Source organism: Aeromicrobium endophyticum, from assembly GCF_003586285.1.
GTDB classification, from domain to species: Bacteria; Actinomycetota; Actinomycetes; order Propionibacteriales; family Nocardioidaceae; genus Aeromicrobium; species Aeromicrobium endophyticum.
Genome location: NZ_QUBR01000002.1, coordinates 1,023,493 through 1,039,141, shown reverse-complemented (window position 1 = coordinate 1,039,141; position 15,649 = coordinate 1,023,493). Strand labels below are relative to the sequence as shown.

The window sequence follows — 15,649 nt, the reverse complement described above, 5'->3', positions numbered from 1 at the left end:
TGCGATGAGGTGTCTGTCAAGCGTCGCCGCCTACTTGCTCGACACCTGCGACCGCAGTGGGATCGTCGATGCGGAACCGCGAGAAGGCCTCGCGTGCCGTCTCGGGCGGCACCGAGCCGCGCTGGGCGAGCGTCTGCAGCACCGAGACGACGATCGACTCGGCGTCGATCTGGAACACGCGACGGGCCGCCGCGCGCGTGTCGGCGAAGCCGAAGCCGTCGGCACCCAGCGACTGCCAGGGACCGGGCACCCAGCGGGCGATCTGGTCGGGCACGGCGCGCATGTAGTCGCTGACGGCGACCGTGACGGCGCTGCTGTCCATGAGCCTCGACGTGATGTACGGCATCTTGCTGTACTCGCCGGGGTTGTTGAGGTTCCACTTCTCGGCCGCGATGGCGTCGCGAGCCAGCTCGTTCCACGACGTCACCGACCAGACGTCGGCAGCGACGCCGTAGTCGTCGGCCAGGATCTGCTGGGCCTGGAGAGCCCACGGCACGGCCACGCCGGACGCCATGATGCGTGCCGGGACACCGTCGCCGGACGCCTTCTTGTAGATGTAGGCGCCCTTGAGCAGGCCCTCGACGTCGACGTCCTCGGGCTCGGCCGGCTGGTTGAAGGCCTCGTTGTAGACCGTCAGGTAGTAGATGATGTCCTCGCCGTGCGGGTGCGTGTCGGTGGTGCCGTACATCCGCTCGATGCCCTGCTTGACGATGTGGCTGATCTCGAAGCTGAACGCGGGGTCGTAGTGCACGACCGCCGGGTTGGTCTGCGCGATGAGCGGCGAGTGGCCGTCGGCGTGCTGCAGGCCCTCGCCCGTCAGCGTCGTGCGACCGGCCGTCGCGCCGATCAGGAACCCGCGGGCGAGCTGGTCGGCCATGGCCCAGATCGAGTCGGCGGTCCGCTGGAAGCCGAACATCGAGTAGAACATGTAGACCGGGATCATCGGCTCGCCGTGCGTCGAGTACGAGCTGCCCGCCGCGATCGCCGACGCCATGGCGCCGGCCTCGCTGATGCCCTCGTGCAGCAGCTGGCCCTGGGCCGACTCCTTGTAGGCCAGCAGCAGCTTGCGGTCGACCGACTCGTACGTCTGGCCGGCCGGGTTGTAGATCTTGGCGGACGGGAACATCGAGTCCATGCCGAAGGTGCGGTACTCGTCGGGCGCGATCGGGACGATGCGGCGTCCGATCTCGGGATCCTTCATGAGGTCGCGCAGCAGGCGGACGAAGGCCATGGTTGTCGCGATCTGCTGCTTGCCGGAGCCCTTCTTGAGCTCTTCGTAGACCTTCGGGTCGGGCAGCTTGACCGGCGTCGGGTCGACGACGCGCTTGGGCAGCGAGCCGCCGAGCGCCTCGCGGCGCGCCTTCATGTACTTGATCTCTTCGCTGTCCGGGCCCGGGTGGTAGAACGGCGCGATGTCGCTGCCGTCGATCTGCTCGTCGGTGACCGGGATGTTCAGGCGGTCGCGGAAGCCCTTGAGGTCGTCCTTGGTGAGCTTCTTCATCTGGTGCGTCGCGTTGCGACCGGCGAACGACTCGAGCAGCCAGCCCTTGACGGTGTGCGCCAGGATGACGGTCGGCTGGCCCGTGTGCTTCTGGGCGGCCTCGAACGCGGCGTAGACCTTGCGGTAGTCGTGACCGCCGCGGGGGAGACGCTCGATGTCCTCGTCGCTCAGGTGCTCGACCATCTTCTGAAGCCGCGGGTCGGGGCCGAAGAACTTCTCGCGGTTGTACGCGCCGGTCTCGACCGAGAGGGTCTGGAACTCGCCGTCGGGCGTGCGGTTCATCTGGTTGACGAGCGTGCCGTCGGTGTCGCGGGCGAGAAGGTCGTCCCACTCGCGTCCCCAGACGACCTTGATGACGTTCCAGCCCGCACCGCGGAAGGTGGACTCGAGCTCCTGGATGATCTTGCCGTTGCCGCGCACGGGTCCGTCGAGCTGCTGCAGGTTGCAGTTGATGACCCAGGTGAGGTTGTCGAGCTCTTCGCGAGCCGCGACGCCGATCGCGCCGAGCGACTCGACCTCGCCCATCTCGCCGTCGCCCAGGAACGTCCAGACGTGCTGCTGGCTGGTGTCCTTGATGCCGCGGTTGTGCAGGTAGCGGTTGAAGCGCGCCTGGTAGATCGAGTTGATGCCGCCGAGGCCCATCGAGACCGTGGGGAACTCCCAGTAGTCCTGCATGAGGCGGGGGTGGGGGTACGACGACAGGCCGTTGCCGGCGCCGTGGGAGTGCTCCTGGCGGAAGCGGTCCATCTGCTGCTCGTCGAAGCCGCCCTCGAGGAACGAGCGGGCGTAGATGCCGGGCGCGGCGTGGCCCTGGAAGTAGATGTGGTCGCCGCCGCCCGGGTGGTCCTTGCCGCGGAAGAAGTGGTTGAAGCCGACCTCGTAGAGGCTGGCCGCCGACTGGTACGACGCGATGTGACCGCCGACGCCGAGGCCGGGACGGTTCGCGCGCGACACCATCACGGCGGCGTTCCAGCGGATGTACGAGCGGATGCGACGCTCGATGGCCTCGTTGCCCGGGAACCACGGCTCGCGCTCGGGCGGGATGGTGTTGATGAAGTCGGTGCTGCGCAGCGCCGGCACGCCGACGTTCTGCTCGCGGGCCCGCTCGAGGAGCTTGAGCATGACGTAGCGAGCACGGCTGCGTCCGCGGCTGTCGACCATGTCGTCGAGCGAGGCGAGCCACTCCGCCGTCTCGTCGGGGTCGATGTCAGGCAGTTGGGTCGGGAGACCCTCGTGGATGACGGGCGGACGTTCCTGGCCGGATTGCGGCATGTTCACTCCCAATTGTCTTGTGGACGTGTCCATCATTCCACCCCGGGTTCGCTACTGTGAGACCGGCAACCATGCCGATGAACCTACTTTTCAGTAGGTTTCCGACGAACGCGAGGAGATATACCGGTGGACGCGGGCAAGCTGGGCTTCGGTCCTGACACCGTCATCCAGGAGCTTGGCTGGGATGAGGACGTCGACGAAGAGCTTCGGGTCGAGATCGAGCGTCACACCGGCAACAACCTGGTGGACGGCGACTTCGGCGAAGATGTTGAGGGAGTCATCCTCTGGTGGCGTGACGGCGATGGTGACCTCACCGATGCGCTGGTCGACGCGCAGCAAGACCTCGTCGAGGGCGGCTCCGTGTGGCTCATGACCCCGAAGGTGGGCCGCGACAACTACGTCCCCGGCGCCGACGTGGTCGAGGCCGCCGAGGTGGCCGGCCTGTCGGTCACCACGACGTCGTCCGCCACGGCCGACTGGGCTGCCACTCGCCTCACCGCTCACAAACGCTAGCGCGCGGCTCGTCCCTCGCCGCTCCAGCCGTTCGTTCCTCACGGCTGCCAGGCTTCGCCTGGGCGCTTGTCTACGCTCGCTGCGCTCGCTCGACCTGTGGTCACCACGCGTCCGGCTTCGTCGGATTAGGCTGCGAGCATGACTCTCTCGATCGGCGACGCCGCACCCGACTTCACCCTCAAGAACCAGCACGGCGAGGACATCACGCTCTCGTCGCTGCGTGGCAAGAACGTCGTCCTCGTCTTCTTCCCGTTCGCGTTCAGCGGTATCTGCACCGGCGAGCTGTGCGAGATCCGCGACAACCTCGACGCCTTCGCGACCGACGACGCCGAGGTGCTCGCCATCTCGTGCGACCACTTCTTCTCCAACCGCGCCTTCGCCGACCGCGACGGCTACACGTTCTCGATCCTGAGCGACTTCTGGCCGCACGGCGAGGTCTCGCGCGCCTACGGCACCTTCAACGAGGACGCCGGCGCACCGAACCGCGGCGCGTTCGTGATCGACGGCGAAGGAGTGCTGCGCTGGCAGGTCGTCAACGGCATCGGAGAGGCTCGTGACCTGGCCGACTACCGGGCCGCGCTGGCCGATCTGAGCTGACGACTGGGACCTTCGTCCGAATTGTGCGAATTCGCTGCGGCTGCCCCTGCAGATGCGCTTTGATATGGATGCGGCGGCTGCCAGGGACCCGAGACCTTGGCAGCCGCCGTCTCACGTCCTCGGGGCAGCCTGCGGTAGTGTGCCGCTGATCCTGAGGGCGAATAGCTCAGTTGGTTAGAGCATCCGGTTTACACCCGGAAGGTCGGGGGTTCGAGTCCCTCTTCGCCCACCGCTGGCTCGCACGTGCGAACAAGACCGCCTCACCGGCAGCGACGCAGGTCATCGCTGATCGTCTCGCTCAGCTCCGTGGGATCAGGAGCCGTCGAGAGCCGTGACGGTGCGAGGCCGGATGGGGACCACGCGCCAACGGATCCAGGCCACGCCGAGCGCCACGGCGATGAGAGCCACGTTGAGCGCGAGCTCGCCGGAGTCTCCCTCGAGGACGTGGAATACGACGGCAGCACCCTGGAGGAGCGCGCAGCCCAGGGCTGCCAGGACCGTCACGGCCGGGAGGACGCGTGTCAGGCTCGGCAGGAGGACTCCCAGACCGCCGACCATCTCGAAGATGCTCGCGGTGATCAGGAGGCCGTGCGGGATGTCGCCGAACTGTTCGACGGCTTCGGCATAGGGCGTGACCAGCTTGTACAGGCCGCCGCCCGCGAAGACGACGGTGAGGAGTCCCTGCAGGGTCCACGCGAATGTGCTGAGTGATCGTCGGTACGGTGCGGTGCGGTTCATGGGTGTCCTTTCGAGCGCGTGATGCGGTGGGGAGGGTGAGTCAGTCGACGTCTGCCACTGCCGTCTTCGGGAGGAGCGGTACGGCCAGTAGGCACAGGCCGATGAGCGCGAGGAGTCCGGCCAACGTCGCGGTGACCGCGGTGAGATCGCCGCTCGGCAACAGCGTGAGGAAGACGCTGGTGACCAGAGCTGAACCGACCCCGTTGGCGACCTGCTGGACGGCGCTGAGCGATCCGCTCGCAGATCCTGCTTCTTCGGGACTCACGTCTCCGAGGGCGGTGTTGAAGATCGAGCTGAAGCAGATGCCCGCACCGATACCCATCAGCAGCGTCGCGATGGCCAGCTGCCACCACGTCAGATCGAGCCCCGTGGTGTGCAGGAGCAGGATCATGACGACGATGCCCGCCATGATCGCGAGCAGGCCGGCGGCCACCAGGCGGCGTGCGAGCTTGACGATGAGCGCGGCGGCGATCCCGGAGCCGGCCATGATGCCGACGGTCAGGGGGATCAGGTTCAGCGCGGTCTGGGTGGGTGTGTACTCGAGGGTGAGCTGGAGGAACAGCGAGAGCACGTACATGAGGCCGCTGAAACCTGCGAAGACCAGCAGGCCGACGGCGAGGCCGGCGGTGAAGCCTCGGTTGGCGAGCAGCGTGCGGGGCAGCAGCGGGTCGGCGGTCCGGGTCTGCCGCCGCACGAATCCCGCGAAGACCGATGCGCCGACGACGATCGCCGCGACGGAGATGGCAGACCATCCGCTGCCGGACCCGTCGATGAGACCGAAGAGCACACCGAACAACGCGACGACGAGCAGCCCGCTGCTCAGCGCGTCGATGCGCGCTGCCGGGTGCGGAGGAACGGTGGGCAGGAAGGCAATCGCCATCACGAGCGCCACGCCGCCGAGCAGGACGTTGATGAGGAAGATCGGGCGCCACTCGAGCCCGAAGAGGTTCGCGTCGATAAGCACGCCTCCGAGGATGGGACCGGCCACGGCGAACACTCCGAGCATGGGTGCGAACACCGCGAAGGCCTTCTGCAGCATCGGCTTGGGGAAGGTGGCGGCCATGATCGCCATGCCCTGGGGGATCAGCAGCGCGCCGAAGATGCCTTGAGCGGCTCGTGAGCCGATGAGCACCGCTGACGATGGAGCCAGGCCGGCCACCGCTGAAGCCAGCACGAACCCGGCCATGCCGATGAGGAAGGTGCGCTTCTGCCCCCACCGGTCTCCGAGGCGTCCTCCCAGCACGAGGAGCGAACCCAACGCCAGGGCATAGGCCGCGCCGAGCCACTTGATGACGCCGTCCCCTGCACCGAGATCGGCGGCGATCGAGGGAGAGGCGATGTTGGTGATCGTGGAGTCGATGAGGTCCATCGCATCGGCGAGGAGCACGACGATCAGCGTCAACCAGACCGCCCTGGCTGTCAGCGGGGGAGTGTGCGTCGTTGACATGTGGATCCTCTCGGTGACGAATGTGATCGTGACGAACATGTTCGTCACGATCAAGAGTAGCGTGTTCCAGGTGAACCGACCCGAACCTGTCAGCCGTCGAGATCGTCCGGCGAAGCCGCCGCTGTCACGTGCGGCGATCATCGATGCCGCGATGGCGGTGATCGACCAGGAAGGGGCCGAGAAGCTCACGATGCGCCGCCTGGCCCACCATCTCGACACGGGCCCTGCATCGCTCTACGTCTACGTGCGGAACATCACCGAGCTCAACGCACTCCTCATCGACCGGCACCTCGCGGGCCTCGACCTGCGCTGGGACGACCCCGACGAGAGCGCACGTCAGCGTGTCCACCGCACGCTCGAGGACTATGCGCAGCTCCTCGCCAGCCGCCCCGCTCTCGCTCAGGCCGCGCTGATCACCTGGCCGCAGGGACCGCACTACCTGGACCTGCTCGAGCTCCTGCTACGTGCCCTGCACGACCTGGGGCTCGACACCCCGACGGCGGGCCGGGCGGTCGACCTGCTCCTGCAGGTAGCGACGGCATCTGCGGCCGAACAGGCCGCACACGCGTCCGTCAACGCCCAGGATCTCGCCGAGCTCGAGGCGACGCTCGGGTCTGCAGACCCGGAGCGTCACCCCCTGTTGGTCGAAGCAGGACCGTCCGTCTTTACCGGCGGATCGCCGGCCGAACGCAATGCGTGGGCGGTCGACGTCCTCATCAACGGGCTCCTGCGCACTCACGTGGCCGCGGCACCTCTCACCGACGACACGCATGACACGGACGGAACATGTTCCGTCGGTCGTTGATGTCACACCAGCCCCAGGCGTAACTTCATCGGGCACCCGAGTGGGTGCCTGTCACCAAAGGGGACCCCATGAAGACACCCACCATCGTCCGCGCGGGCGCGGCGCTCACGGCTGCTGGAGCGCTCGTGCTCGCGGGCCTGATGTCGCCGGCCTCCGCCGCGTCGAGCACCGCGAACCTCAAGGGCACCGTCACGCTCGGCGGTCAGCCGGTCGACTTCGCCAAGGTGCAGCTGTACCCGCTCGTGCTCGACCGGAGCAACGACGAGTACGAGGTCGGCCAGCGGCTGAAGACCGACAACACCGACAGCAGGGGTCGTTACTCGTTCTCCGGGCTGACGGCGACGTCCAGCACCACCAACAGATACGTCGTCCTCGTCACCGACCGCACGTCCAAGGGCGTCAAGACGTACCGCACGATCGTCGCCAAGAAGGGCAAGACGCTGACGCAGAACGTCAACCTGAAGGCCGCGTCGGCTCTCGTCGGCACCGTGAAGCGGTCGGACGGACGTCCGGCGACCGGGCTGACCGTCAGCGTCAACCCCGGCCAGTACAACGACCAGGGCGAGTCGTACGAGAAGCTCTACCCGGAGTGGAGCGCCCCGGTGAACGCCGACGGCACGTACGCGCTGCGGGGCATCCCGGGTGGGAACTACGACGAGGTCATCGTCTCCGACGGCCTCTACGCGAAGCAGTGCATCGACTTCGTCGCCAGCGCACTGGGCGACTGCGTGACCGGCACGGACGGCGCGGCCTACGCCAAGCAGCGCGTGACCCTCGCGCCGGGCGACCGCGCCCTGCCCGCCGTCACGATGACCAAGTCGGCGCCTGCCGTCACCACCCTCAAGGGCAAGGTCACCGACTCGTCGGGTCGGCCGCTCAAGGGCATCGGCGTCCGCATCTACACCGGTCAGTTCAACCGCGTGGTCACGACCCGATCGAGCGGTCGCTACACGCTCAAGGACAGCTTTCCGGCCGGCGCCTACTCGATCCGCTTCGACGACCACAACGACGTCTGGGCGTCGCAGTTCTTCGGCGGCGGCACCGACCGCAAGACGCGTCAGCGAGTCACGGTCGTCCCGGGCACGCCGATCAGCGGTCTCGACACCAAGCTGAAGTCCAGGGTCTCCGTCAAGACCGCGACCAAGGGCGGCACCGGCACGGCGAAGGTGGCGGTGCGCATCACCCGTGCGGCGTCGAGCAAGGCGCCCGGCGGCACACTGACGCTCTCGTTCGAGGGACGCTCCAAGAGTGTCGACGTCGTCAAGGGCCGCGCCGTCGTGACCCTGAGCGGCCTGCCGTCCGGAAGTCAGCCGCTGACCGCCACCTACTCCGGCACCAGCAGCACAGCCGGCGCCACCAAGGCGCTGCGCGTGACCGTCAAGTAGTGGTCCCGTGACGACGGACGCGGCCGAGCTGACGCGACGACTGCGCGCAGCCGGCTGCGTCTTCGCCGAGGACGAGGCACGTGTGCTCTCGTCCTCGGCGACGTCGGCCGACGAGCTCGAGTCGATGGTGCTGCGGCGCCTGGCGGGCGAGCCGCTCGAGGTCGTCGTCGGCTGGGCCGAGTTCTGCGGCCTGCGCGTAGCGGTCGAGCCGGGCGTCTTCGTGCCCCGGACCAGGTCCGCCGTGCTGGTCGAGCACGGCGAGCGGCTCGTGGCACCGGGATCGGTCGTCGTCGACCTGTGCTGCGGGACGGGCGCGGTCGGCGTCGCCCTGCACAACCTTCAGCCGGAGATCGAGCTGTACGCGAGCGACGTCGACCCCGCCGCCGTGCGGTGCGCCCGGCGCAACGTCGAGCCGGTCGGCGGGCGGGTCTTCATCGGCGACCTCTTCGAGGCGCTGCCGGACGACCTGCGAGGTCGTGTCGACCTGCTCGTCGTCAACGCGCCGTACGTGCCCACCGACGCGATCGCCCTGATGCCACCCGAGGCGCGCGACCACGAGCCGCTCACGGCGCTCGACGGGGGAGTGGACGGCGTCGACCTCCACCGCCGCGTCGCCGCCGACGCCCCGCACTGGCTGGCACCGGGCGGTCACCTGATCGTCGAGACGAGCCCGCGTCAGTCGGGTCTGACCGTCGCTGCCCTCGAGCGCGCCGGTCTGACCACCGAGATCGTGCGCTCGGAGGACGTCGACGGCACGGCGGTGCGCGCCACGTCCACAGGCTGACGGCCTCGCACGGCTCGATGTCGCCGGCTCCTGACACGATGCTCGTATGCCTTCCTCGACCAGCACCGCGTCCGATGCCACGACCGCGCTGCGACGGCTGACCGCCCGCGACGACGCCGTCTTCCACGACGGCCAGCTCGAGGCGATCGAGGCATTGGTCGACGGTCATCGCCGGGCCTTGGTCGTGCAGCGCACCGGCTGGGGCAAGTCGGCCGTCTACTTCATCTCGACCCTGCTGCTGCGCCAGCGCGGCGCCGGGCCGACGCTGCTCGTCTCGCCGCTGCTGGCACTCATGCGCGATCAGGTCGCCGCCGCGGCCCGCGCGGGGGTGCGGGCGGTCGCGATCAACTCGGCCAACCCGCACGAGTGGGACGAGACCCGCGCCAAGCTGGCCGCCGACGAGATCGACATCCTGCTGGTCTCGCCCGAGCGCCTCAACAACCCGCGCTTCCGCGACGAGCAGCTGCCCGCCCTGATCGAGCGCATGGGCATGCTGGTCGTCGACGAGGCGCACTGCATCTCCGACTGGGGCCACGACTTCCGTCCTGACTACCGCCGTCTGGCCGAGCTCATCGGTCAGCTGCCGTCCGACCTGCCGGTGCTGGCCACCACGGCCACGGCCAACGCCCGTGTGGTCACCGACGTCGCCGAGCAGCTGGGCGCGGAGGGTGACGTGCTGACCATCCGCGGGTCGCTGGCGCGCACGTCGCTGCGCCTCGGCGTGCTCGAGCTGCCGGGGGCACGCGATCGCCTGGGCTGGCTGCTCAGCCACCTGGCCGAGCTGCCTGGCAGCGGCATCATCTACGCCCTCACGGTCTCCGCCGCCGAGGACACCGCACGCCTGCTGCGCGAGGGCGGCCACGCGGTGCGCGCCTACACCGGCCGTACCGACCCCGAGGAGCGTGAGCAGCTCGAGGGTCAGCTCAAGGGCAACGAGCTCAAGGCGCTCGTCGCCACCAGCGCGCTCGGCATGGGCTTCGACAAGCCCGACCTGGGCTTCGTCATCCACCTCGGCGCGCCGTCGTCGCCGGTGGCCTACTACCAGCAGGTCGGACGCGCCGGCCGTGCCACCGACAACGCCGACGTCCTGCTGCTGCCCGGCCGCGAGGACAAGGACATCTGGACGTACTTCGCCACGTCGTCGATGCCGAGCCAGGAGCGGGCGGCGGCGGTCATCGGCGAGCTGAACGACGTGCCGCTGTCGACGCCCGCCCTCGAGGCGCGGGTCAACCTGCGCCGCACACCGCTCGAGCTGCTGCTCAAGGTGCTCGACGTCGACGGAGCGGTGCGTCGCGTGCAGGGCGGATGGGTCGCGACCGGGCAGCCGTGGACGTACGACCGCGAGCGATACGAGCGCATCGCCGCGGCGCGCGAGGCCGAGCAGCGCTCGATGCTGACCTACCAGCACGACTCGACGTGCCGCATGGAGATGCTGCAGCGTGACCTCGACGACGCCACGGCGGCGCCCTGCGGCCGGTGCGACAACTGTGCCGGCCCGTGGTTCCCCACCGGGGTCGACTCGGCCGCCACCCAGACGGCGTCCGGCACCCTCGACAAGGTCGGCGTCGAGATCGAGCCGCGCGCTCAGTGGCCCACGGGTGCCGAGCGGCTCGGTGTCGAGGCCAAGGGCAAGATCGCCGTCGACGACCGCGCCGAGGCCGGTCGCGCCGTCGCTCGCCTCACCGACCTCGGCTGGGGCGGCGTCCTGCGCGAGCTGTTCGCCGCCGGGGCACCCGATGCGCCGATCTCCGACGAGCTGCTGGGCGCCTGCGTGCGCGTGCTCAAGGACTGGGGGTGGGCCGAGCGTCCGGCCGCGGTCGTCAGCATCCCGTCTCGGTCCCGGCCGCAGCTGGTCGACTCGATGGCCCGCGGCATCGCCCGCATCGGCCGGCTGACCGATCTCGGCTCGCTCGACCTGGTCGGCGAGGGAGCGCGCAGCGGGCCCGGCGGCAACAGCGCCTACCGCCTGGCCGACGTGTGGGGGCAGCTCGCCGTCGGTCCGGCCCTGGCCGATGGCCTGCAGTCGCTCGGAGGCAAGCCGGTCCTGCTGATCGACGACCGCGTCGACAGCCGGTGGACGCTCACCACCGCCGCACGCGAGCTGCGCCGCAGCGGTGCCGGCTCGGTGCTGCCGCTCGTGCTCGCACAGGTCGGCTGACGCTCGACCGCGTCCGTGGGTACGTTGGACGACATGGAGCACAGATATCTCGGCAACAGCGGTCTCAAGATCTCGGAGATCGCCTACGGCAACTGGCTGACCCACGGCTCGCAGGTCGAGGAGGACGCCGCCACGGCATGCGTCCGTCAGGCCCTCGACGTCGGCATCACGACCTTCGACACCGCCGACGTGTACGCCAACACCAAGGCCGAGTCGGTGCTCGGACGCGCCCTGGCCGGCGAGCGTCGTGAGTCGCTCGAGATCTTCACCAAGGTCTACTGGACCACTGGCCCCGGCGGACCCAACGACTCCGGCCTGTCGCGCAAGCACATCATGGAGTCGATCAACGCATCGCTCACGCGTCTGCAGACCGACTACGTCGATCTCTATCAGGCCCACCGGTTCGACATCGAGACGCCGCTCGAAGAGACGATGCAGGCGTTCGCCGACGTCGTCCGCTCGGGCAAGGCCCTCTACATCGGCGTCTCGGAGTGGACCGCCGACCAGATCCGCGAGGGTCAGGCGCTGGCCCGCGAGCTGGGCTTCTCTCTCATCTCCAGTCAGCCGCAGTACTCGATGCTGTGGCGCGTCATCGAGGACGAGGTCGTGCCCGCCAGCGAAGAGCTGGGGCTCGGCCAGATCGTCTGGTCGCCGATCGCCCAGGGCGTGCTCACCGGCAAGTACAAGCCCGGCCAGGCGGTCCCCGAGGGATCGCGCGCGACCGACGAGTCGGGCGGCTCCCAGAACATCAGCCGCTGGCTGCGCGACGACGTGCTCGAGGCCGTCGCACGGCTCGAGCCGGTCGCGGCCGACGCCGGTCTGTCGATGGCCCAGCTCGCGGTTGCGTGGGTGCTCAACCGCCCCAACATCTCGGCCGCGATCATCGGTGCCTCGCGCCCCGAGCAGGTCACCGACAACGTCAAGGCCTCGGGCGTCACGCTCGACGACGACGTGATGGCAGCGATCGACGACGCCCTCGGCGACGTGGTGGTGCGCGATGCGTCGCTGACAGCCAAGCAGACGCCTGGCACCCGTCCGACATGACCGTCCTGAGCGACGTCGTCTCGGTCCTCGACCGCCTGTACGACCCGAGCTGGGCCGATGACTGGGACGCCGTCGGAACGGTCGTGGGCGATCCCGACGCGCCGGTCGCCAAGGTGCTGCTGGCCGTCGACCCGGTGGCCGCGGTCGTCGACGAGGCCGTCGAGTGGGGGGCCGACCTCGTGGTCGTCCACCACCCGCTGTGGCTGAAGGGCGTCACCTCGGTCGCGGCCGACTCGCCCAAGGGCCGGGTCGTCCACCGGCTGATCAGCCACGGCATCGGCCTGCACACGTGCCACACCAATGCCGACAGCCCGCCGCGGGGCGTCTCGGAGTCCATGGCGCTCGCCCTGGGGGTGCAGGACGTCCGCCCGCTCGAGCCCGACGACTCGCCCGAGCGGGGCAGCGGACGCATCGGCACGCTGGCCTCCCCGGTCACCCTCGAGGAGTTCGCCCAGCAGGTCGCCACCAACCTGCCGTCGCACCACAGCGCCGTGCGCATCGCCGGCGACCCGAGCCGGACGGTCCAGACGGTCGCGCTGTGCGGGGGATCGGGCGACTTCCTGCTGCCCGAGGCCCAGGCCCAGGGCGCCGACGTCTACGTGACGTCCGACCTGCGCCACCACCCGGTCAGCGAGCACCTCGAGCAGCCTGATCCGTGCGCCGTCATCGACGTCCCGCACTGGTCGGCGGAGTGGACGTGGCTGCCCGTCGCGGCGGCGGCCCTGCGCGAGGCGCTGCCCGGTCTCGAGACGAGGGTGTCGACGGTCGTGACCGATCCCTGGACCGCATACCTGCCCGGTACGGTGTGACTGTGAAAGCCGACCCCACCGCCCAAGCCGCGCTGCTCGAGCTGCAGGCCCAGGACTCGATCCTCGCCCAGCTGCAGCACCGCAAGAACACCCTTCCCGAGCTGGCCGAGATCGTCGAGCTCGAGGCCCGGGCCAAGGAGCTCGACGGCCAGCGCATCGAGCACGACACCGCGGTGTCCGACCTGACGCGCGCCCAGAAGAAGGCCGACGCCGAGGTCGAGCAGGTCAAGGCTCGTCGCACGCGCGACGAGGAGCGTCTGAGCTCCGGCGCCGTCAGCAACCCGAAGGACCTCGCCAGCCTGCAGCACGAGCTGGTCGCCCTCGAGCGCCGCATCGGCACCCTCGAGGACGACGAGCTCGAGATCATGGAGTCGCTCGAGGAGGCGCAGGCCCGGCTGACCAACGTCCAGGGCGACCTGGCCGACGTCACCGCCGAGCTCGAGCAGAAGATCGCCGCCCGTGACGCCGCGATCGCCGTCCTCGACCAGCAGGCCGCCGAGGCCCAAGCCGAGCGCGGCACCGTCGTCGGCGGCGTGCCGGCCGATCTGATCGGCCTCTACGACAAGCTGCGGTCGCAGTACGGCACCGGCGCGGCGGCCCTGCGCGCCCGTCGCTGCGAGGGCTGCCGGCTCGAGATCAACGGCGCCGACCTGCGCGAGCTCGCTGCGCAGCCGGACGACGAGGTGCTGCGGTGCCCCGAGTGCAGCCGCATCCTGATCCGCACCCCTGAGTCCGGTCTGTGACCTCGCGGGTCATCGTCGAGGCCGACGGCGGCTCGCGCGGCAATCCCGGACCGGCTGCCTACGGCGCGCTGGTCCGCGACGCCGACACCGGTCGCGTCATCGCTGAACGCGGCGAGACGATCGGCGTCGCGACCAACAACGTCGCCGAGTACGGCGGTCTCATCGCGGGCCTCGAGCTCTACGCCGAGCACACCCCCGACGCCGAGCTCGAGGTGCGGATGGACTCCAAGCTCGTCATCGAGCAGATGGCGGGACGCTGGAAGGTCAAGCACCCCAGCATGGTGCCGCTGGCGCAGAAGGCGCGCAGCCTGGCGCCGGCAGGCACCACGTGGACGTGGGTGCCGCGGGCCGAGAACGGAGCCGCCGACGCGCTCGTCAACGCGGCGCTCGACGGTCGCGCGGCACCGGCGCCTGCCAAGGCCCCGGCGACCGGGTGGGGCGGTGCCTCGGGCGCGGCGACGACGCTCGTGATGCTGCGGCACGGTGTCACGGCGGCCACCGAGCGCAAGGCGTTCAGCGGCAGCGGGGGAGACAACGATTACGAGCTGACCGAGACCGGCCGCGACCAGGCACGCCGTGCGGCCGCCTGGCTGGCCGAGCGGACGTCGATCGACGCGATCGTCGCCTCGCCCATGCTTCGCACGCGCGAGACCGCCGCGGCCGCAGCAGAGGCCCTGGGTCTGCCGGTCGAGATCGACGAAGGGCTTATCGAGACCGCGTTCGGCGACTGGGACGGCCACACCTTCGCCGAGATCCAGGAGCGGTGGGGCGACGAGCTCACAGCCTGGCTGGCCGACAGCTCGATCGCTCCGCCCGGCGGCGAGTCGATGGACGCCGTCTTCGAGCGCGTCGCAGAGGCTCGCGACCGGCTGCTGACGGCCTACGCCGGACGGACGGTTCTGGTGGTCAGCCACGTCACGCCGATCAAGATGCTGGTGCGACTCGCCCTCGATGCGCCCATGAGCGTGATCTACAAGATGGAGCTGTCACCCGCGTCGATCACGACGGCCGCATGGTGGCCCGACGGGCCCGCGTCCCTGCGCAGCTTCAACATCGTCCCGTAGGCGACTAGCTGGTCGCGACCTCGTCGACGACGACGTCGAGCCGGGTGCCGACCCGCTCGACCGTCCAGCCGAGGTCGGCCAGCGTCGACTGCAGCTCGTCGACGGTGCGAGGGTCGGCACCGGCTTCCAGCAGCCCCCGGACGATGCGTCCCTTGGTGGCCTTGTTGAAGTGGCTGACGACCTTGCGCTGGCCGTTGTGCTCGTGCAGCACCCGCATCGTGGCGGTGCGGTCGGCCAGCTGCGCCGGGGGCTTTCCGAGCGCGGTGTAGGTGCCTGACCGGAGGTCGATCAGCAGGCCGTCGCCGGCGGCCTCAGTCATGACCTCCGGCAGCGTCGTGCGCCAGCGTCCCGCCACGGGGCCGAGCCGGGGGAGCGTGACGGTGCCCGACAGGCGATAGGCAGGGATGCGGTCGGACGGCCGGAGCAGTCCGAACAGTGCGCTGGCGACGGCGAGCGACTCGTCGGCCCGGCGGCGGGCGTCAGGCGCCAGGCTCGGCAGGTCGAGCGCGGTGAAGAGCACGCCGGTGTAGACCTCGTCGGCGCGGGCGGCCGGCTCGTCGGCGAGTGCGGCGTTGACCGTGATGGCGGAGGCCTGTGTGGGGCCGAGGCCGAGCACCTCTGCCGCGCGCTTCGGGTTGCCCGACGACAGCTTGACGAGGGTGCGCAGCAGCAGCTCGCGGACGGGCGTCAGGCTCGCGAACGACAGCGTGTCGAGGTCGAGCGGTGCCCCCTCCGTGGGCCGGGTCTTGCCTTCGGACGGGGGGAGCAGGATCAGCACGGGTCGACCCT

Annotated in this window: 14 protein-coding genes and 1 tRNA gene; 11 read left to right on the top strand and 4 right to left on the bottom strand. The window is 69.7% G+C overall.

The window, feature by feature from the left end; all coding sequences use genetic code 11:
* Positions 1 to 16 precede the first annotated feature (16 nt).
* Entirely contained in the window at positions 17 to 2,773 is a 2,757-nt protein-coding gene (gene aceE / locus DX116_RS15585; RefSeq protein WP_119705676.1) for a pyruvate dehydrogenase (acetyl-transferring), homodimeric type, read from the bottom strand.
* Positions 2,774 to 2,899: 126 nt separating this feature from the next.
* Here aceE and DX116_RS15580 point away from each other — a divergent pair, with 126 nt between their 5' ends.
* From DX116_RS15580 to DX116_RS15570, 3 genes are all read left to right on the top strand, one after another.
* Positions 2,900 to 3,286: a DUF3052 domain-containing protein gene (locus tag DX116_RS15580; protein WP_119705134.1), complete on the top strand. Its 387-nt coding sequence runs from the start codon at positions 2,900 to 2,902 to the stop codon at positions 3,284 to 3,286.
* Between the two features lie 138 nt (positions 3,287 to 3,424).
* On the top strand, positions 3,425 to 3,883 hold the full coding sequence (locus DX116_RS15575) for a peroxiredoxin (protein WP_119705133.1): 459 nt from the start codon (positions 3,425 to 3,427) through the stop codon (positions 3,881 to 3,883).
* A gap of 155 nt (positions 3,884 to 4,038) precedes the next feature.
* A tRNA-Val gene (locus DX116_RS15570) sits at positions 4,039 to 4,112 on the top strand.
* 83 nt (positions 4,113 to 4,195) lie between these two features.
* On the opposite strand, the gene DX116_RS15565 is transcribed toward DX116_RS15570, so the two are convergent.
* Together DX116_RS15565 and DX116_RS15560 are read right to left on the bottom strand one after the other, a co-directional pair.
* Positions 4,196 to 4,621: a DoxX family protein gene (locus DX116_RS15565; RefSeq protein ID WP_119705132.1), complete on the bottom strand. Its 426-nt coding sequence runs from the start codon at positions 4,619 to 4,621 to the stop codon at positions 4,196 to 4,198.
* A 40-nt stretch (positions 4,622 to 4,661) separates the two neighbouring features.
* Entirely contained in the window at positions 4,662 to 6,068 is a 1,407-nt protein-coding gene (locus DX116_RS15560; RefSeq protein WP_199716097.1) for an MFS transporter, read from the bottom strand.
* Positions 6,069 to 6,138: 70 nt separating this feature from the next.
* Here DX116_RS15560 and DX116_RS15555 point away from each other — a divergent pair, with 70 nt between their 5' ends.
* From DX116_RS15555 to DX116_RS15520, 8 genes are all read left to right on the top strand, one after another.
* On the top strand, positions 6,139 to 6,873 hold the full coding sequence (locus DX116_RS15555; protein ID WP_158592015.1) for a TetR/AcrR family transcriptional regulator: 735 nt from the start codon (positions 6,139 to 6,141) through the stop codon (positions 6,871 to 6,873).
* Positions 6,874 to 6,941: 68 nt separating this feature from the next.
* Positions 6,942 to 8,258, top strand: a complete 1,317-nt coding sequence (locus DX116_RS15550) for a carboxypeptidase regulatory-like domain-containing protein (RefSeq protein WP_119705129.1) — start codon at positions 6,942 to 6,944, stop codon at positions 8,256 to 8,258.
* Positions 8,259 to 8,265: 7 nt separating this feature from the next.
* Positions 8,266 to 9,042 carry a putative protein N(5)-glutamine methyltransferase gene (locus tag DX116_RS15545; RefSeq protein WP_119705128.1) on the top strand — a complete coding sequence of 259 codons (777 nt, stop codon included), beginning with the start codon at positions 8,266 to 8,268 and terminating at the stop codon, positions 9,040 to 9,042.
* A gap of 46 nt (positions 9,043 to 9,088) precedes the next feature.
* Complete coding sequence (locus DX116_RS15540) at positions 9,089 to 11,200, top strand: RecQ family ATP-dependent DNA helicase (RefSeq protein WP_119705127.1); 2,112 nt, start codon at positions 9,089 to 9,091, stop codon at positions 11,198 to 11,200.
* A 33-nt stretch (positions 11,201 to 11,233) separates the two neighbouring features.
* On the top strand, positions 11,234 to 12,244 hold the full coding sequence (locus tag DX116_RS15535) for an aldo/keto reductase family protein (RefSeq protein WP_119705126.1): 1,011 nt from the start codon (positions 11,234 to 11,236) through the stop codon (positions 12,242 to 12,244).
* Positions 12,241 to 13,053: a Nif3-like dinuclear metal center hexameric protein gene (locus DX116_RS15530; RefSeq protein ID WP_119705125.1), complete on the top strand. Its 813-nt coding sequence runs from the start codon at positions 12,241 to 12,243 to the stop codon at positions 13,051 to 13,053. The genes DX116_RS15535 and DX116_RS15530 overlap by 4 nt, the downstream gene beginning before the upstream one ends.
* Before the next feature lie 2 nt (positions 13,054 to 13,055).
* Positions 13,056 to 13,796, top strand: coding sequence for a zinc ribbon domain-containing protein (locus DX116_RS15525; RefSeq protein WP_233556823.1), 741 nt, complete (start codon positions 13,056 to 13,058; stop codon positions 13,794 to 13,796).
* Positions 13,793 to 14,860, top strand: a complete 1,068-nt coding sequence (locus DX116_RS15520) for a histidine phosphatase family protein (RefSeq protein ID WP_119705124.1) — start codon at positions 13,793 to 13,795, stop codon at positions 14,858 to 14,860. Before DX116_RS15525 ends, DX116_RS15520 begins: the two co-directional genes overlap by 4 nt.
* 4 nt (positions 14,861 to 14,864) lie before the next feature.
* On the opposite strand, the gene DX116_RS15515 is transcribed toward DX116_RS15520, so the two are convergent.
* The gene (locus DX116_RS15515; RefSeq protein WP_119705123.1) at positions 14,865 to 15,638 is read right to left on the bottom strand and encodes a YaaA family protein; all 774 of its coding nucleotides are present in this window, start codon (positions 15,636 to 15,638) and stop codon (positions 14,865 to 14,867) included.
* Positions 15,639 to 15,649 lie beyond the last annotated feature (11 nt).